Genomic DNA, 17,209 nt, shown 5'->3' on the forward strand with positions numbered 1-17,209 from the left:
TTGCCCCGCGATCGTCTGCGGCAACACCGGAGTGTCCGACTTGCTAAAACGATCCCTCACCACCCTCACCCTCTTCTCCGTCCTGGCCGGCTGCGCCAGCCACGACATCGACCCCCGCGGTTACAACGAAACCGGCACCGCCTCCTACTACGGCAGCCGCCACCACGGCAAACGTACCGCCAGTGGCGAACCGTTCAACCAGCATGGCCTCACCGCCGCCCACCGCAGCCTGCCCTTCGGCAGCCGGGTGCTGGTGACCAACCTCGCCAACCAGCGCAGCGTGGTGGTACGCATCAACGACCGCGGCCCGCACACACGCGGCCGGCTGATCGACCTGTCACGCGCCGCAGCAGAAAAAATCGGCATGCTCCGTAGCGGAACGGCGCGAGTCCGGGTACAAGGTCTGAGCGATTGACCTGACTGGAGCCCTCGCCATTTTCGACCTGGCCACCCTCCCCACCTTCAGCCTGCTGCAACTGGGCCTGGGCCTGCTGTTGCTGATTCTCGGCGCCGAGCTGCTGGTACGCGCGGCGCTGCGCCTGGCCACCCGCCTGCATGTACGCCCGCTGATCATCGGCCTGAGCCTGGTGGCGTTCGGCAGCACCGCGCCGCAACTCACCGTCAGCCTGCAGGCTGCCTATCAAGGCGCGCCTGATGTGGCGGTGGGCAGCGTGATCGGCAGCAATATCTTCAACGTGCTGGTGATTCTCGGCCTGGCCGCGCTGATCATTCCGCTGCGCGTGTCGCGCCAGCTGGTGCGCCTGGACATTCCCTTGATGATCGCCGCCAGCGGCCTGGTCTATCTGCTGGCCGGCAATGGCCAGCTGGGGCGCTTCGAAGGTGCGCTGCTGCTGCTTGGCTTGTTCGGCTACCTGCTGATGCTCCGGCACCAGTCGCGCCACCATGCGCGCACCTATCCGGCGGCGAATACACCGGTCACAGGCGCCGGGCGCTTCTGGAGCGGCGTCTTGCTGCAAGTCTTTCTAGGCCTCGGCCTGCTGAGCCTGGCCGGGCACCTGCTGCTGCAGGCCGCCGTCGAGGTCGCCACCGACCTCGGGCTCTCCGAACGGGTCATCGGCCTGACCGTGGTCGCGGTGTGCACCTCGCTGCCAGAGTTGGCCGCCGCCCTAATTGCCGCGCTGCGCGGCGAACGCGAGGTGGCCGTGGGCACGGTGATCGGCAGCAACCTGTTCAACCTGCTGGCGGTGCTGGGGCTGACCGCCGTGGTTGCACCCGAACCGCTGTCGATCTCGCCCAACGCCCTGGATTTCGACCTGCCGGTGATGCTCGGGGTCGCGGCGCTGTGCCTGCCGGTGTTCTATTCGGGCTTTCGGGTGACCCGCGCCGAGGGCTTGGTGTTCCTCTGCCTGTACCTGGCCTACGGCCTGCACGTGGTGACGTTCACCACCGGGTTGCCCCTGGCCGGGCGCCTGGAAAACCTGATGCTGTTCTACGTTCTGCCAGCGCTCGGCGTCGTGCTGCTGTACACGACGTTGCGCGCCTGGCGCCGCCAACACTAAGGAAAACAACATGGCTGACACGAAACAGACCGGCGAAAGCATTCGCCGCCAGGTGATGGGCGACGCCTTCGTCGACCGCGCCCTGGGCAATGCCACCGCGTTCACCCAACCGCTGCAGGACTTCGTCAACGAACATGCCTGGGGCAGCGTCTGGGCCCGCGACGGGCTGCCGCTGAAGACCCGCAGCCTGATCACCCTGGCCACGCTGACCGCGCTCAAGTGCCCGCAAGAGCTCAAGGGGCATGTGCGCGGGGCGTTGAACAATGGCTGCACGGTGGAGGAGATTCGCGAGGCGTTGCTGCATTGCGCCGTGTATGCCGGCGTGCCGGCGGCGATCGATGCGTTCCGCGCGGCGCAGGAAGTGATCGACAGCTACCAGGGCAGCTGAAAGCATCGCGGGGCAAGCCCGCTCCCACGAACCGGTTCAGGTCGTGGGAGCGGGCTTGCCCCGCGATTGGGCCTCACCCCTGACGCTTCTTCTTCAGTTTGAACGCCACCCACAGCACCAGGATCCACGCCGGGATCAGCATCACCGAGATGCGAATCGGCGGCGTCAGGTACATCACCACCAGAATCAGCACGATGAACGCCAGGCACAGGTAGTTGCTCACCGGGTGCCCCCAACTGCGGTAGGACGGCGTGATGCCGACCGCCAGCTTGGCCTTGCGGAACTTCAGGTGGGTGATGCTGATGCTCGCCCAGTTGATCACCAGCGCCGAAACAGCCAGGGCCATCAACAGGCCGAAGGCTTCACCGGGCATCAGGTAGTTGATCAGCACGCACATCCCCGTGGCGAATGCCGACACACCCAAGGCAGTGAGCGGCACGCCACGGCGGCTGACCTTGAGCAACTGGCGCGGCGCATCACCCTGGGAGGCCAGGCCGAACAGCATGCGGCTGTTGGCGTAGACACAGCTGTTGTACACCGACAGCGCGGCGGTCAGCACCACCACGTTGAGGATGGTCGCCACCAGGTCGCTGTCCAGCTCGTGGAAGATCATCACGAACGGGCTGCCGCCCTGCACCACCTTCTGCCACGGATACAGCGACAGCAGCACCGCCAGGGCACCGATGTAGAAGATCAGGATGCGATACACCACCTGGTTGGTGGCTTTGGGGATGCTCTCGCGCGGGTTTTCGGCTTCAGCGGCCGTGATGCCGACCAACTCAAGGCCGCCGAAGGAGAACATGATCACCGCCAGCGCCATGATCAGCCCGGTCACGCCATTGGGGAAGAAGCCGCCGTATTGCCACAGGTTGGCAACGCTGGCGTCCGGCCCGCCGTGGCCGCTGCCCAGCAGCCAGGCGCCAAAGCCGATCATGCTGACGATGGCCACCACCTTGATCAGGGCGAACCAGAACTCCATCTCGCCATACACCTTCACCTGGGTCAGGTTGATGGCGTTGATGGCCACGAAGAAGATCGCCGCCGTGGCCCAGGTGGGGAAGTCCGGCCACCAGTACTGCACGTAGATGCCCACGGCGGTGAGCTCGGCCATGCCGACCAGCACGTAGACCACCCAGTAGTTCCAACCCGAGACGAAGCCTGCGAACTCGCTCCAGTAGTGGTGCGCGAAGTGGCTGAAGCTGCCGGCCACCGGCTCCTCGACCACCATCTCGCCAAGCTGGCGCATGATCAGGAAGGCCATCAGGCCGGCGACGGCATAGCCCAACAGCACGGAGGGGCCGGCCAGCTGGATGGTCTGGGCGATGCCCAGGAACAGCCCGGTGCCGATGGCACCGCCCAGCGCGATCAGCTGGATATGGCGATTCTTCAGCCCGCGCTGCAAGCGCTCGGGCGTGCTCTGGTCTTGCATGAAGTGTCCTTTAGGTGAGGCCGTGTTGTTGGTGTTGTGTGCAGTGAAGCTCTAGATCCAGCCGCCCCACTGCAAGACGAAAATTCCGATATTGGTGGTGATGGCCGCCATCAGTGTAGTGATCACGATGATCGAGGCGGCCAGTTCGTGGTTGCCGTTGGCCGCCCGCGCCATCACATAGCTCGCTGCCGCGGTGGGGCTGCCGATGTACAGGAACAGGATGCCCAGTTCGGCCCCGCGGAATCCGCACAGCCAGGCACCCAGGGTACCCAGCAGCGGCAGCCAGACCATCTTCACCAGGCTCACATCGAACGCCAGCCTGCCACTGTCGCGCAGCGCCGCCAGCGACAAGGTGCCACCGATGCAGATCAGCGCCAGCGGCAAGGTCATCTGCGCCAGGTAGTCGGCAGACGTCAGCAGCCAGTTGGGCAGCGGCACCTGGCCATAGGCCATGGGCGTTGCGACCAGCACGCTGATGATCAGCGGGTTGCTGAAAATGCTCTTGCAGATGCTCCACGGGTCGGACTTCAGGTCCGGGCTGTACACCGCCAGCACCACAGCCGACAGCGAGTTGTACATGAGGATGACCAGCCCGGCCAGCACCGCGCCGAGGGAGATGCCGTAGTCGCCATAGAGGCTGGCGGCCAGCGCCAGGCCGATCACGCCATTGTTGCCGCGAAATGCGCCCTGGGTGTAGATGCCGCGGTCCGCCTGCGGGCAGCGCCAGATCGCCAGGCCCCAGGCCAGGCCGAACCCCGCCAGGGTGGCAACGATGAAGTAGAGGATGACCCCGGGCTTGACCGCGGCGGCCAGGTCGGCGTGGTAGATGCCAAGGAACAATAGCGCCGGCATGCAGACGTTGAACACCAGCGATGACGCGACCTTGCTGAAGTTGTCGTCGATCACGCGAATGCGCTTGAGCAGCACGCCCATGAACAGCATGGCGAACACGGGCGCCGTGATGTTCAGTGTCTGGATAAGAAGGGCGAGCATGCAGCCTGATCCTGGGGGGTTGCCGTTAGGGGGCTAATCATACGTCAGTGCCAGCCCCTTGCGCCCATCGAAGGTGTCAGTTGGCAGCACAAACTGAGCTTGACGTAGGAGATTTCCCGAATATGATGGTGACAACTGTATATGCATACAGTTAAAAAATGGATTATCCCGACATCGCAAGGAGCTGATCATGTCAGGAATGCAAACCGCGCCCGTGGCCAACCAAGCCCAGGCCAAACAGGTCGTTGCCGACCTCGATCAACTGTTCGACCCGCAGGGCATCGAACTTCCCGGCCCCAACAGCCAGCTGATGCTGGTCATGCACGGCCACCACACCCTCAAGTACCATCGCTTCGCCGTGCCGCAAGGCGCAGGCCAAGCGCCCAAACGCAAACCCGAGCTGTTCTTCGAAGGGGGTGAGCACACCGCTATCGGTGACAACACCCTGCTGCGTTATGAAGCTGGCCAGCCGGGCATCCCCGCCCACCAGTCGCCCCTGCCGCTGCCCAACGGCCTGAGCCTGACCTACGGCCAGGTCATCGCCCTGGGCGGCGACTTCTATGGCGTCCCCGAGCGGCCCATCGCCGATGGAGCCAGCGAGGCCGAACGCATCACACGCTTCACCCAGGCCTTCGACTCCCTGGCCCGCCTGCCGGCGGCCAAGGACGAGGCCGGGCAGATCCTCGCCGTGATGCAGGAAGAAATCTCCGCCGCCAACCAGGCCATCCAGGACGGCCGCCAGCCCCATGAAGCCTACGATGCACTGGGCGACAGCCTGTCGGCACGCTGGAATCGCATCACCGGCGGCGGCAGTTTCGCTTCCGACCTGTTCCCGCTTGGCCGCTACCTGAAGCTGGCCGCCAGCAACTGGGACCATTTCGGCCCCTGGGCACTGCTGGCCTACCAGGCCGGCCACGCCGCAGCCTTGCAGCAAGCCGTGAAGGCGCGTGCCAGTGGCGAAGAGCGCGACCTGCAACTGGCCTACGCCATGAATGCCTTCGCCGACCACTTCCTCACCGACCTGTTCTCCGCCGGGCATTTGCGGGTGCCACGCAAGGCGCTGGCCGACAGCGTCACCCCGAGCGACGTCGGCTCGCTGATTTCGCGCTTCATGCACGATGAAGACAGCAAGTACGGCCTGCTGGTACGCAACGCCGAAGGCGAGCAATGGCGCGCCTATGGCGACAAGCGCTACTTCGACAGCGTCGATGTAGCCAACCGTCGCCAGGTCGGCCGGGCCGTGCAGCGCTCGGCCGACGAGGTGTTCCAGGCCTTTGTCGATGGCCGCCTGCCCCTGGCCAAGGACTATGCAGCCCTGCGCCTGGCGCCGGACCTGCACGCCGCCGAGCAGGACCTGGTACCGGGCAACTTTGCCCCGCTGTATTTCCAGGACGGCAAGACCGTGTTGCGGCGCAAGGACGTCAACAACCTCAACGACCGCGAGCGCATCGCCGACTGGTGGGGCTGGAGCACTTATCTGCTGCTCAAGGACTACAAGCCCAATACCCCCAGCGGATTCATCGCGGCACCGAGCGCGTCACCGGCCATCATCGGCTGGCAAAGTAGCGAACCGGATGGCCTCAACTGGCAGCGGGGCAACTCGGTACGTTACGCCTTCAGCGTGAGCGAGCAGTTCAACGAATCCTATATCGGGCCGTGGAGCGCCTATGCCGAACTGGGCGAGCAGTTCCACCCGACCGTACAGGTGCCGCTGGACGGCAAGCAGCGCGGGCGCAACCTGTTCCGCCAGTTCCGCGGCGGCTCGCCGGAGCTGATCGCCAGCCTGAACGGCGTGGCATCCACTTACATCGATCGCAATGCGTGACAAGGAGGTCACCGATGAACATCAGGATCAAACTGGAGCTGGCTTCGGGTCAGTCGCTGGCAGGCATGCCGCTGGAGTTGCTGCGTGATGGCAAGGTCATTGGCCGGGCCAAGGTGCCGGCTGGAGGGCTGGTGGCGTTCGAGGCACCTGCTGGTGCAGGGCCACTGGCGGTGCGGGTTGACCGCTCGGGGGTAAGCGCCTTCTAAAAACAATCGCGGGGCAAGCCCGCTCCCACGAGAGAGTGTGTGTGCGTGGGAGCGGGCTTGCCCCGCGATGCCTTTAGCGCCGTACCGGGCGCTTCTGCAATTTGCGCTGCAAGGTGCGCCGGTGCATGCCCAGCGCCCGCGCGGTGGCGGAGATATTGCCTTCATGCTCGCCGAGCACGCGCTGGATATGCTCCCACTGCAAGCGATCCACCGACATCGGGTTTTCCGGCACCAGGGCATCCAGGTCGGTGTGCTCCGACAGCAGTGCAGCCAGCACATCATCGGCATCTGCAGGTTTGCACAGGTAGTTGCAGGCACCGCGCTTCACCGCTTCGACCGCAGTGGCGATGCTCGAATAACCGGTCAGGATCACCACGCGCATCTCCGGGTCCAGCTCCAGCAGCTTGGGCAGCAGCACCAGGCCCGAATCGCCTTCCATCTTCAGGTCCAGCGTGGCGTAGTCCGGCAGGTCCTGCTCGGCCAGCTTCAGGCCCTCCTCGGCAGAGCTTGCGGTACTCACGCGGAAACCGCGGCGGCTCATGGCCCGCGCCATGACCCGGGTGAAGGTGGCATCGTCATCCACCAGCAGCAGGTGCGGCAGTTCTTCGCCTTCGACCTGGTTTTCTTCGCTCATCATTCATCTCCTCGCTTGCCATGGGGCAGGCGCAATTCGGTCAGGGTGCCACCCTGCTCATGACTATAGAGTTTCACCGAACCGCCCGCACGCGTCACGCTGGCCTTGCTCAAGAACAGGCCCAGGCCGAAGCCTTTGCCCTTGGTGGTAATAAAGGGTTTGCCGATCGCTTCGGCAATGGCCGGCGGCATGCCGGGGCCATGGTCGCGGATGCTGATGACGATGTCCTGGGCGTCCCAGTCAAGGCGCACCTCCAGGTCGTCCGGGCAGGCATCGGCGGCATTGTTCAACAGGTTCAGCAGGGCCTGGGTCAGGTCGGGCGGCGGCGCCAGCCGCGGTACCTGGCCGTCACGCAGGCGCTGGAAACGGTAGCTGGCTTCCGGGCGCATCAGGTGCCAGCGGTTGAGCGCTTCGTCGAGCCAGGCCGTGACGTCCTGCTCGACGATGGCCAGGCGGCGGTTGGCTTCGGCAGCGCGCACCAGTTGCTGCAGGGTTTCCTTGCACAGCTTGACCTGGTCCTGAAGGATCTGCAGGTCTTCCTGCAGCAGCGGATCGGTGTGGTCCTGGCGCATTTCATTGAGCAGCACGCTCATGGTCGCCAACGGCGTGCCCAGCTCATGGGCGGCGCCGGCGGCCTGGGTGGCCACCGCCAGCAATTGTTCGTCGCGCAGGCTCTCTTCACGGCGCTCGGCACGCAGGTGCTCCTGGCGGCGCAACTCTTCGGCCATGCGTGCGGCAAAGAAAGTAATCACCGCCGCGGCCAGGGCGATACTCAGCCACATGCCGTAGACCTGCATGGTGTCGCGCGACTGCGGCAAGGTTTCCAGCGGGTAGAACTGCACCAACAGCAGGCTGTACGCCACCAGAGCGATGCCCGACAGCACCAGCGAGTAGATCCACGGCAGCGTCACGGCGGCGATCGCCAGCGGCACCAGGTAATAAGAGACGAAGGGGTTGGTCGATCCACCGGAGTAATACAGCAGCGCGCTGTGGATCAGCAGGTCGCAGGCCAGCTGCAGCGCGTACTCGAGTTCGGTGACCGGCAGTGACAGGCGCAAGCGCACGGCGGTGAACGCGCACAGCAGCGACGACAGGGCCAGGGTGACCACCAGCGAGAACCATGGCAGCGGCAGCAACTCGGTCCAGTAGGCCACGCCCACGGAGCCGGCCTGGGCAGCCAGCACAAGGATGCGGATGAAGGTCAGGCGCCAGAGGTTCTGGCGTGTAGCGGACAGCGGATGTGCGGCGGCGAGCATGAGCTCTCCCGATGAGGCTCCAGAAAAATCGGCTGGAGTATACCGAAGCCAGGCGCCTCGCTGCAGCGATGCGGCAAAGCGCCACACTTTGTCACAGATTCATGATGGCATTTTTGAACCCACTACACTGTCCCCGGTCTGATCGGCCATGCGTGGCACGAACGTTCCAACCACGCTTTTCATTGCCAAGGAGCTACACATGCACATTTCCCGTCGCGGCAAAGCCCTCGCCCTGTCCTGCGGCCTGCTCGCCACCCTGCCCGCCGTGGCCGCCGACGAGCCCCGCTACAACCAGGTGTCGCTGCGCGCCGAAGTCAGCAAGGAAGTCGCCCGCGACCTGATGGTCGTGACGCTGTACAGCGAAGCGCAGAACAGCGACCCAGGCAAGCTCGCCAAGCAGATCACCGAAACCATGAACAAGGCCGTACAGCAGGCCCGTGACGTGAAGGACGTGAAGATCAGCCAGGGCAGCCGCAACAGCTACCCGATCTACGACACCAAGGGCCAGAAGATCACCGGCTGGCGTGAGCGCGCCGAGCTGCGCCTGGAAAGTGCCGATTTCCCGGCCCTGTCCAAGCTCACCGGCGAACTGCTGCAGGACCTGAAGATGGGCGGCATGGACTTCTCCATCGCCCCGGCCACCCGCAAGACCAGCGAAGACGAGCTGCTCAAGGATGCCGTGGCCGCGTTCAAGGCCCGCGCCCAATTGGCCACCGAAGCGCTCGGCGGCAAGGGCTACAAGGTGGTCAGCCTGAACCTCAACAGCAGCGGCTACCCGCGCCCGTACCTGCGTAGCGCACCGATGGCGATGATGGCCAAGGCTGCCGACGAAGCGGCGCCAGCGCCTGATATCGAGGCCGGCACCAGCGAAGTCAGCATGAGCGCCGATGGCCTGATCGAAGTCCAGGTGCCCTGATCCCTCCAAGTGGATGTCCGTGGCGGTGAAATCCGCTACGGACAGCACTTTCCGACTATTCCTACGCACCAATCAGGTGCGCCCGTCTGTCACCGTAGATGCGAAACATCTTGAAAATCCTGACATTTCAAGCCGCGCAAACGATCAACAGTCGGCAAAGTTATATTTTTGCGACATCCATGTACGACCGTCCCACGTTTTGCCGCCAACCACTCTGCTGAGTGTTGCATTGGGAATAGCCCCTGCATAAGTATCCGCAGGTCGGCTCACGAGGCCGCCTCACTCTAAAAAAATGACAACAATGAGGCCACCATGCTCAAACACGCAGTCATTCCGTTCCTGGTCGGCGCAGGCTTGCTAGCCGGCGCTCCCTCCGCCCTCGCCGCGACCAACCTGGTGTTCTGCTCCGAAGGCAGCCCGGCCGGCTTCGACCCAGGCCAGTACACCACCGGAACCGACTTCGACGCCTCGGCGGAGACCATCTTCAACCGGCTCACGCAATTCGAACGTGGCGGTACCGCGGTCATTCCGGGCCTGGCCACCAAGTGGGAAGTGTCCGACGACGGCAAGGCCTACGTCTTCCACCTGCGTGAAGGCGTCAAGTTCCACACCACCGACTACTTCAAGCCGACCCGCGAATTCAACGCCGACGACGTGCTGTTCACCTTCAACCGCATGCTCGACAAGGACCAGCCGTTCCGCAAGGCGTACCCCACCGAATTCCCGTACTTCACCGACATGGGCATGGATAAGAACATCGCCAAGGTCGAGAAGGTCGATGACCACACCGTGAAGTTCACCCTCAACGAGGTCGACGCCGCGTTCATCCAGAACCTGGCCATGAGCTTCGCGTCGATCCAGTCGGCCGAATACGCCGACCAGTTGCTCAAGCAAGGCAAGCCTGCCGACATCAACCAGAAGCCGATCGGCACCGGCCCGTTCGTGTTCAGCAAGTACCAGAAGGACGCGCAGATCCGCTACAAGGGCAACAAGGACTACTGGAAGCCCGAGGACGTGAAGATCGACAACCTGATCTTCGCCATCAGCACCGACGCCTCGGTACGCATGCAGAAGCTCAAGAAGAACGAGTGCCAGGTCACCCTGTTCCCCCGCCCCGCCGACATCCAGCCGCTGAAGCAGGACCCGAAGCTGAAGATGCCCGACCAGGCCGGCTTCAACCTCGGCTACATCGCCTACAACGTGATGGACAAGGTCAAGGGCAGCAACGAGCCTAACCCGCTGTCGCAACTCAAGGTGCGTGAAGCCCTGGACATGGCGGTGAACAAGCAGCAGATCATCGAGTCGGTGTACCAGGGCGCAGGCCAGCTGGCGGTCAACGCCATGCCGCCAACGCAGTGGTCCTACGACACCACCATCAAGGATGCCAAGTACGACCCCGAAAAGGCCAAGCAGCTGCTCAAGGAGGCCGGCATCAAGGAAGGCACCGAGATCACCCTGTGGGCCATGCCGGTGCAACGCCCGTACAACCCCAATGCCAAGCTGATGGCCGAAATGCTGCAATCCGACTGGGCCAAGATCGGCATCAAGGCCAAGATCGTCAGCTACGAATGGGGTGAGTACATCAAGCGTTCCAAGGGCGGCGAGCAGGGTGCCATGCTGATTGGCTGGAGCGGCGACAACGGTGACCCCGACAACTGGCTGGGCACCCTCTATGGCTGCGACGCCATGGACGGCAACAACTTCTCCAAGTGGTGCTACAAGCCGTACGACGACCTGATCAAGCAAGCCAAGGCCACCTCCGACCAGGCCAAACGCACCGAGCTGTACAAGCAGGCGCAACACATCCTCAAGGAACAGGTGCCGATCACCCCGATCGCCCACTCCACCGTGTATCAGCCCATGAGCACGTCCGTGAAGGACTTCAAGATCAGCCCCTTCGGCCTGAACTCCTTCTACGGGGTAAGCGTGGACAAGTAACGGCCATGCTCGCCCCGCCCGCAGGGTTTGCGGCGGGGCGACTACATGACCGGGCGGCGCGTAGGACTTTTCCACCGCAGCCGCCGGAATGCTCCCGCTCCCATATCAGCCTCTGAAGCATGGCTCCCACGCCTTGACGACTCTATCGTCAGGGCCGGGATGTCATCGCCGCGCTTTGCCTGTCGCGGCCAGAAAAACCAGGACAAAGGATTTGCCATGCGCCCTACCACGCTGTGCTCCACCCTCTTTGCACTCGGCCTGCTGAGCCAAGCGCCGCTGACACTGGCCAACAACCTGGTGTTCTGCTCCGAAGGCAGCCCGGCAGGCTTCGACACCGCCCAGTACACCTCGGCCACCGACAACGATGCCGCCGAGCCGATCTACAACCGCCTGGTCGAGTTCGAGCGCGGCGGCACCGCCGTGCATCCGGCCCTGGCCACCGACTGGCAGGTCTCCGACGACGGCCTGCGCTACACCTTCCACCTGCGGCCCGGGGTGAAGTTCCACGCTAACAAGGGCTTCAAGCCCACCCGCGATTTCAACGCCGACGACGTGCTGTTCACCTTCAACCGCATGCTCGACAAGCAGCACCCGTTCCGCCAGGCCTACCCCACCGAATTTCCGTACTTCATCAGCATGGGGCTGGACAAGAACATCGCCAAGGTCGAAAAGACTGCCCCGCTGACCGTGACGTTCACCCTCAACAAGGTCGATGCCGCGTTCATCCAGAACCTCGCCATGGCGTTCGCCGCGATCCTCTCCGCCGAGTACGCCGAGCACCTGCTGGCCGAGGGCAGGCCGAGCGACATCAACCAGAAACCGATCGGCACCGGCCCGTTCGTGTTCCAGCGTTACCAGAAAGACGCGCAGATTCGCTACAAGGGCAACAAGGACTATTGGGCACCCGACCAGGTGAAGCTCGACAACCTGGTGTTCTCCATCAACATCGACCCGTCGGTACGCATCCAGAAGCTGCGCCGCAACGAATGCCAGGTCACCCTGCACCCGCGCCCGGCCGACCTGCCCGCACTCAGGCAGGACGGCAAGCTGCAGGTGCAGCAGCAGCCCGGCTTCAACCTCGGCTACATCGCCTACAACACCCAGCACCCGCCCTTCGACCGCCTCGAAGTACGCCAGGCCATGGACATGGCGGTGAACAAGCAGGCGATCATCCAGGCCGTCTACCAGGAAGCCGGGCAACCTGCGGTCAACGCCATGCCGCCGACTCAGTGGTCCTACGACGACTCGCTCAAGGACGCGCCTTTCGACCCGCAAAAGGCCAAGGCCCTGCTCAAGCAGGCCGGGGTCAAGGAAGGCACCGAGGTCACCCTCTGGGCCATGCCCGTGCAGCGCCCCTACAACCCCAACGCCAAGCTCATGGCCGAAATGCTCCAGGCCGACTGGAGCAAGCTCGGTTTCAAAGTGCGCATCGTCAGCTACGAGTGGGGTGAATACCTCAAGCGCATGAAGAGCGGTGAACACGATATCGCCCTGATCGGCTGGACCGGCGACAACGGCGACCCCGACAACTGGCTGGGCACGCTCTACAGCTGCGACGCCATCGGCAGCAACAACTACTCGCTGTGGTGCGACCCGCAGTACGACGCGCTGGTCAAGCAAGCCAAACAGGTCACCGACCGCGAACAACGCAGCGCCCTCTACCAGCAGGCCCAGCAACTCCTCAAGCAACAGGTACCGATCACGCCCGTGGCCCACTCCACGGTCAACCAACCGCTGAGCAGCAACGTCAACGATTTCAAGGTCAGCCCCTTCGGACGCAACGTTTTCTCCGGCGTCAGTATCGATTGACCCCTGCATTGCCTGGCCGGGAGTGCGACCCACTCCCGCGGCCGCGTGCAGCCTGGATTTGCCTGGCGACCCCAGGCGAATACCTGCAGTACCGCGTCACCGTTGCAGGCCCGGCCCACGAGGCACGGGTGATAACTAAAAGAATAGAAAGGGAGCTTTGCACTTGAAACGCACCATGAAAACCGCACTGGCCTTGTCCATCGGCGCCTTCAGCGCCTTGGCCCAGGCCGAACCGATGAGCCAGGACTTCGTCCCCACCACGCTCAAATCCAGCAGCGAACAAGCCGAGGCCAAGGGCTTCATCGATGGCCAGAGCCTGTCCGGCAGTACCCGCAACTGGTATGCCCACGAACGCGCCACCCGCGCGCCACTGTGGAAGTACTACAAGAGCGACGGTACTCGCAAACCCACCCACAGCCGCGACAACTGGGTGCAGGGCACCATCCTCAACTACAGCTCTGGCTTCACCGAGGGCACCGTGGGCTTCGCCGTCGAAGCCGCCGCCTACAACGCCGTTGCGCTGGAGCGCGGCCGTGCCGCCGTGGCCGGCCCCAACAACCGCACGCTCACCCACAGCGACGGCGACGTGATCGGCCAATGGAGCAAGATGGGCCTGGGCAACGTCAAGGCGCGGGTGTCCAACACCACCCTCACCGTCGGCCGCCAGTCGGTCGACACCCCAATGATCGCCTACATCGGCAACCGTGCGCTGCCGTCGAGCTTCCAGGGTGCCTTCCTGCACAGTGCCGAATTCGACAACCTGTCGTTCGACCTGGGGACCTTCGACCGCGTCTCGCCACGTACCGAGCAGAGCCTGAGCAAGTTCCGCAGCGAATACGGCAATGGCGTGGAAACCGACCGCGCCAGCACCGCCGGTATCAACTACCAGCCGCTGAAAAGCCTGAGCACCAGCCTGTACGCGACCAAGGTCGACGACTTCTGGAACCAGTACTACTTCGGCGCCAACCATGTGCTGGGCGACAGCGCAGTGCTGAGCCTGACTACCGGCTTGAACTACTACAAGACCGTAGACGCCGGCAGCAAGAAGATGGGCGAGATCGACAACGACACCTACAGCCTGTCGTTCGGCCTGACCCATCAGGCCCACACCCTGAGCGCGTCGTGGCAGCAGGTGAATGGCAACGAGTACTTCGACTACCTGCATGAAACCAACGGCATCTACCTGGCCAACTCGCTGCTGTCGGACTTCAACGGCCCCAACGAGAAATCGCTGCAGATCAGCTATGTGCTGAACATGGCGCCCTACGGTGTGCCGGGCCTCAAGTTCAACCTGTACAACGCCCGCGGCTGGGGCATCGACGGCACCCACTACAAGGGTAACGTCTACGACGTGAAAGGCCTGGACGGCGAAACCCACTACGAGTGGGGCTTCGGCACCAGCTATGCGGTGCAGAGCGGCCCGCTGAAAGACACCAGCATCCGTGCCACCTACACCGCCCACCGCGCCAGCAAGGCCCAGGGCGATGGCAGCCTCGACGAGTTCCGCCTGGTCACCACCATTCCATTCAACATCCTCTGACCGCTGGCGCCACGGCCCGACTCCCCACGGGCCGTGGCGGCTACGCTGGAATAGCACTGCAGGGAGGTTTCATGAAATCGTTACCGCTACGCGCTGCCCTGGCAGCGGTCATCCTGGGCGCTGCATCCACGGTTGCGGCCAAGCCGCTGGTGGTGTGCACCGAGGCCAGCCCCGAGGGCTTCGACATTGTCCAGTACACCACCGCCGTCACCGCCGACGCCTCGGCCGAGACCGTCTTCAATCGCCTGGTCGACTTCAAACCAGGCACCACGGATATCCAGCCGGCCCTGGCCACCCACTGGGACATCAGCCCGGACGGCCTGGTCTACACCTTCCACCTGCGTGAAGGCGTGAAGTTCCACAGCACCGATTACTTCACCCCCACCCGCGACTTCAACGCCGACGACGTGCTGTGGAGCCTGAACCGCCAGCTCAGGCCAGACCACCCGTGGCACGACAAGAGCAGCGTCGGCTACCCCTATTTCGAGAGCATGGCCTTCAAGGACCTGCTCAAATCGGTGGAGAAGACCGACGAGCACACCGTGGTGATCACCCTGACCCGCCCGGAAGCACCCTTCCTGCATGACCTGGGCATGGCCTTCACCTCGATCTACTCCGCCGAATACGGCGACCAGTTGCTCAAGGCCGGCAAAACCGCCGAGCTCAACAGCAAGCCCATCGGCACCGGCCCGTTCGTCTTTCAGCGCTACAACAAGGACGCCCAGGTCCGCTACAAGCCCAACCCGGACTACTTCCGTGGCAAGCCACCGGCCGACGCCCTGATCTTCGCCATCGCCACCGACAGCAATGTGCGCCTGCAAAAACTGCGTGCCAACGAGTGCCAGGTGGCGCTGTACCCCAAGCCTGACGACGTGTCCTCGATCAAGGCCGACCCGAAACTCAAGGTCGCCGAGATCGAAGCGCTGGTCACCGGCTACATCGCGATGAACACCGAGCACAAGTACCTGAGCGACGTTCGCGTGCGCAGGGCGATCAACATGGCCTTCGACCGCCAGACCCATGTCGACCAGTTGTTCGGCAAGGGCAACGCGATGGTAGGGGTCAACCCGTATCCACCGACCATGCTCGGCTACAACAGTGCCAACCAGAACCCGCCCCACGATCTGGACAAGGCCCGCGCCCTGCTCAAGGAAGCCGGCGTACCGGAAGGCACCGTGATCACCCTGTTCACCCGCAATGGTGGTGGCGCGACCAACCCCAACCCACGCCTGTCTGCGGAAATGCTGCAGGCCGACCTGGCCAAGGTCGGTATCAAGCTCGATATTCGCGTGATGGAATGGGCCGAAATGTTGCGCCGAGCCAAGAACGGCGAGGCCGACCTCGTGTCGACCGGCTGGGCCGGTGACAACGGCGACCCGGACAACTTCCTCAGCCCGCTGCTCAGCTGCGATGCGGCAAAATCCGGCGAGAACTATGCGCGCTGGTGCAACCCCAAGTTCCAGCAGTTGATCACCCGCGCCCGTGAAGCCATCGACAACGACGAACGCGCCAAGCTCTATAGCGAAGCGCTGGCGGTGTACGATGAGGACCAACCGTGGATCAGCATGGCCCACCCGAAGATGTTCACTGCGATGCGCGAGAACGTCGAGGGCTACGTGATCAACCCACTGACCAACAATAACTTCGCCACCACCAAGGTGAAGTAGAACAACAACGACCGCCGGCAATCTGCAAGGCAGCCGGCGGCTGTGCCCTTAGTGGCTGATGAGGTACCCCAAACATGTTGAGTTTCATTGCCCGGCGTCTGGGCCTGCTGATCCCGACCTTCTTCGGTATCACCCTGCTGACCTTCGCGCTCATACGCCTGATCCCCGGCGACCCTGTCGAAGTGATGATGGGCGAACGCAGGGTCGACCCCGAAATGCACGCCCAGGCCATGGAGCGCCTGGGCCTGAACAAACCCCTCCCGGTGCAGTACCTGGACTACGTCGGCAAGCTTGCCCAGGGCGATCTCGGTGAGTCACTACGCACCCGCGAAAGCGTCTGGCACGAGTTCACCACGCTGTTCCCGGCGACCCTCGAACTGGCCTTTGCCGCCCTGCTGTTCGCCGGCATCATCGGCCTGCTGGCCGGGGTGATCGCCGCGCTCAAGCGCGGCTCGCTGTTCGACCACGGCGTCATGGGCATCTCGCTGGCCGGCTACTCCATGCCGATCTTCTGGTGGGGCCTGATTCTCATCATGTTCTTCTCCGTGAGCCTGGGCTGGACGCCCGTCTCCGGGCGCATCGACCTGCTTTACGACATCGAGCCGAAGACCGGCTTCATGCTCATCGACACCCTGCTCAGCGACGAAGAAGGGTCGTTCAAGGACGCGCTGATGCACCTGATCCTGCCGGCCATCGTGCTGGGCACCATCCCGCTGGCGGTAATCGCCCGCATGACCCGCTCGTCGATGCTCGAAGTGTTGCGCGAGGACTACATCCGCACCGCCCGCGCCAAAGGCCTGTCGCCCGCCCGCGTGGTGTTCATCCACGGCCTGCGCAACGCCCTGATCCCGGTGCTGACCGTGTTCGGCCTGCAGGTCGGCACGCTGCTGGCCGGCGCCGTGCTCACCGAAACCATCTTCTCCTGGCCGGGCATCGGCAAATGGCTGATCGAAGCCATCGGCGCCCGTGACTACCCTGTGGTGCAGAACGGCATTCTGCTGATCGCCTGCCTGGTGATCCTGGTCAACTTCGTCGTGGACATCCTCTACGGCCTGGTCAACCCACGCATCCGCCATCAGCGCTGAGGA

Annotated in this window: 15 protein-coding genes; 11 read left to right on the forward strand and 4 right to left on the reverse strand. The window is 63.8% G+C overall.

The features are described 5' to 3' along the window. Positions 1-40: 40 nt before the first annotated feature. The 3 genes from DM373_RS10235 (at position 41) to DM373_RS10245 (ending at position 1,908) form a co-directional block, all read left to right on the forward strand. On the forward strand, positions 41-415 hold the full coding sequence (locus DM373_RS10235; protein ID WP_110993455.1) for a septal ring lytic transglycosylase RlpA family protein: 375 nt from the start codon (positions 41-43) through the stop codon (positions 413-415). A gap of 61 nt (positions 416-476) precedes the next feature. After that, a complete protein-coding gene (locus DM373_RS10240; protein ID WP_110993456.1) occupies positions 477-1,520 on the forward strand; it encodes a calcium/sodium antiporter in 1,044 nt (347 codons plus the stop codon). Between the two features lie 10 nt (positions 1,521-1,530). After that, a complete protein-coding gene (locus tag DM373_RS10245; RefSeq protein WP_110993457.1) occupies positions 1,531-1,908 on the forward strand; it encodes a carboxymuconolactone decarboxylase family protein in 378 nt (125 codons plus the stop codon). Positions 1,909-1,981: 73 nt separating this feature from the next. Here DM373_RS10245 and DM373_RS10250 read toward each other — a convergent pair whose 3' ends face one another. Both DM373_RS10250 and DM373_RS10255 read right to left on the reverse strand, forming a co-directional pair. Then, on the reverse strand, positions 1,982-3,337 hold the full coding sequence (locus tag DM373_RS10250; protein ID WP_110993458.1) for an amino acid permease: 1,356 nt from the start codon (positions 3,335-3,337) through the stop codon (positions 1,982-1,984). 51 nt (positions 3,338-3,388) lie between these two features. Further along, on the reverse strand, positions 3,389-4,330 hold the full coding sequence (locus DM373_RS10255) for an AEC family transporter (RefSeq protein WP_110993459.1): 942 nt from the start codon (positions 4,328-4,330) through the stop codon (positions 3,389-3,391). Positions 4,331-4,520: 190 nt separating this feature from the next. Here DM373_RS10255 and DM373_RS10260 point away from each other — a divergent pair, with 190 nt between their 5' ends. Beyond that, the gene (locus DM373_RS10260; RefSeq protein ID WP_110993460.1) at positions 4,521-6,155 is read left to right on the forward strand and encodes a phospholipase; all 1,635 of its coding nucleotides are present in this window, start codon (positions 4,521-4,523) and stop codon (positions 6,153-6,155) included. 14 nt (positions 6,156-6,169) lie between these two features. Then, on the forward strand, positions 6,170-6,361 hold the full coding sequence (locus DM373_RS10265) for a hypothetical protein (RefSeq protein ID WP_110993461.1): 192 nt from the start codon (positions 6,170-6,172) through the stop codon (positions 6,359-6,361). 73 nt (positions 6,362-6,434) lie between these two features. Here the strand turns inward: DM373_RS10265 and DM373_RS10270 are convergent, their stop codons facing one another. Further along, positions 6,435-6,995, reverse strand: coding sequence for a response regulator transcription factor (locus tag DM373_RS10270; protein ID WP_110993462.1), 561 nt, complete (start codon positions 6,993-6,995; stop codon positions 6,435-6,437). Beyond that, complete coding sequence (locus DM373_RS10275; RefSeq protein WP_110993463.1) at positions 6,995-8,251, reverse strand: ATP-binding protein; 1,257 nt, start codon at positions 8,249-8,251, stop codon at positions 6,995-6,997. Before DM373_RS10275 ends, DM373_RS10270 begins: the two co-directional genes overlap by 1 nt. A gap of 199 nt (positions 8,252-8,450) precedes the next feature. On the opposite strand from DM373_RS10275, the gene DM373_RS10280 reads away from it, so the two are divergent. The 6 genes from DM373_RS10280 to DM373_RS10305 all read left to right on the forward strand — a co-directional run bounded on the left by DM373_RS10280 (position 8,451) and on the right by DM373_RS10305 (position 17,206). Beyond that, positions 8,451-9,167 carry an SIMPL domain-containing protein gene (locus DM373_RS10280; RefSeq protein ID WP_110993464.1) on the forward strand — a complete coding sequence of 239 codons (717 nt, stop codon included), beginning with the start codon at positions 8,451-8,453 and terminating at the stop codon, positions 9,165-9,167. A gap of 312 nt (positions 9,168-9,479) precedes the next feature. Then, positions 9,480-11,105: an ABC transporter substrate-binding protein gene (locus tag DM373_RS10285; RefSeq protein ID WP_110993465.1), complete on the forward strand. Its 1,626-nt coding sequence runs from the start codon at positions 9,480-9,482 to the stop codon at positions 11,103-11,105. 216 nt (positions 11,106-11,321) lie between these two features. Beyond that, on the forward strand, positions 11,322-12,914 hold the full coding sequence (locus tag DM373_RS10290; RefSeq protein ID WP_110993466.1) for an ABC transporter substrate-binding protein: 1,593 nt from the start codon (positions 11,322-11,324) through the stop codon (positions 12,912-12,914). A 175-nt stretch (positions 12,915-13,089) separates the two neighbouring features. After that, positions 13,090-14,454 (forward strand): OprD family porin, encoded by a 1,365-nt coding sequence (locus DM373_RS10295; protein ID WP_110993467.1) that lies wholly within the window; start codon positions 13,090-13,092, stop codon positions 14,452-14,454. A 71-nt stretch (positions 14,455-14,525) separates the two neighbouring features. After that, entirely contained in the window at positions 14,526-16,121 is a 1,596-nt protein-coding gene (locus DM373_RS10300; protein ID WP_110993468.1) for an ABC transporter substrate-binding protein, read from the forward strand. Positions 16,122-16,195: 74 nt separating this feature from the next. Further along, the gene (locus DM373_RS10305) at positions 16,196-17,206 is read left to right on the forward strand and encodes an ABC transporter permease subunit (protein ID WP_110993469.1); all 1,011 of its coding nucleotides are present in this window, start codon (positions 16,196-16,198) and stop codon (positions 17,204-17,206) included. Positions 17,207-17,209: the final 3 nt, after the last annotated feature.

Origin of the sequence: Pseudomonas sichuanensis (assembly GCF_003231305.1) — a bacterium.
GTDB lineage: Bacteria > Pseudomonadota > Gammaproteobacteria > Pseudomonadales > Pseudomonadaceae > Aquipseudomonas > Aquipseudomonas sichuanensis.

What these genes read in the sequence shown, in the direction of transcription:
- DM373_RS10245 (WP_110993457.1), top strand. Translation starts at nt 1,531, where the DNA reads ATGGCTGACACGAAACAGACCGGCGAAAGCATTCGCCGCCAGGTGATG.
- DM373_RS10290 (WP_110993466.1), top strand. Translation starts at nt 11,322, where the DNA reads ATGCGCCCTACCACGCTGTGCTCCACCCTCTTTGCACTCGGCCTGCTG.
- DM373_RS10280 (WP_110993464.1), top strand. Translation starts at nt 8,451, where the DNA reads ATGCACATTTCCCGTCGCGGCAAAGCCCTCGCCCTGTCCTGCGGCCTG.
- DM373_RS10250 (WP_110993458.1), bottom strand. Translation starts at nt 3,337, where the DNA reads ATGCAAGACCAGAGCACGCCCGAGCGCTTGCAGCGCGGGCTGAAGAAT.
- DM373_RS10260 (WP_110993460.1), top strand. Translation starts at nt 4,521, where the DNA reads ATGTCAGGAATGCAAACCGCGCCCGTGGCCAACCAAGCCCAGGCCAAA.
- DM373_RS10255 (WP_110993459.1), bottom strand. Translation starts at nt 4,330, where the DNA reads ATGCTCGCCCTTCTTATCCAGACACTGAACATCACGGCGCCCGTGTTC.
- DM373_RS10270 (WP_110993462.1), bottom strand. Translation starts at nt 6,995, where the DNA reads ATGAGCGAAGAAAACCAGGTCGAAGGCGAAGAACTGCCGCACCTGCTG.
- DM373_RS10305 (WP_110993469.1), top strand. Translation starts at nt 16,196, where the DNA reads ATGTTGAGTTTCATTGCCCGGCGTCTGGGCCTGCTGATCCCGACCTTC.
- DM373_RS10265 (WP_110993461.1), top strand. Translation starts at nt 6,170, where the DNA reads ATGAACATCAGGATCAAACTGGAGCTGGCTTCGGGTCAGTCGCTGGCA.
- DM373_RS10300 (WP_110993468.1), top strand. Translation starts at nt 14,526, where the DNA reads ATGAAATCGTTACCGCTACGCGCTGCCCTGGCAGCGGTCATCCTGGGC.
- DM373_RS10295 (WP_110993467.1), top strand. Translation starts at nt 13,090, where the DNA reads ATGAAAACCGCACTGGCCTTGTCCATCGGCGCCTTCAGCGCCTTGGCC.
- DM373_RS10275 (WP_110993463.1), bottom strand. Translation starts at nt 8,251, where the DNA reads ATGCTCGCCGCCGCACATCCGCTGTCCGCTACACGCCAGAACCTCTGG.
- DM373_RS10285 (WP_110993465.1), top strand. Translation starts at nt 9,480, where the DNA reads ATGCTCAAACACGCAGTCATTCCGTTCCTGGTCGGCGCAGGCTTGCTA.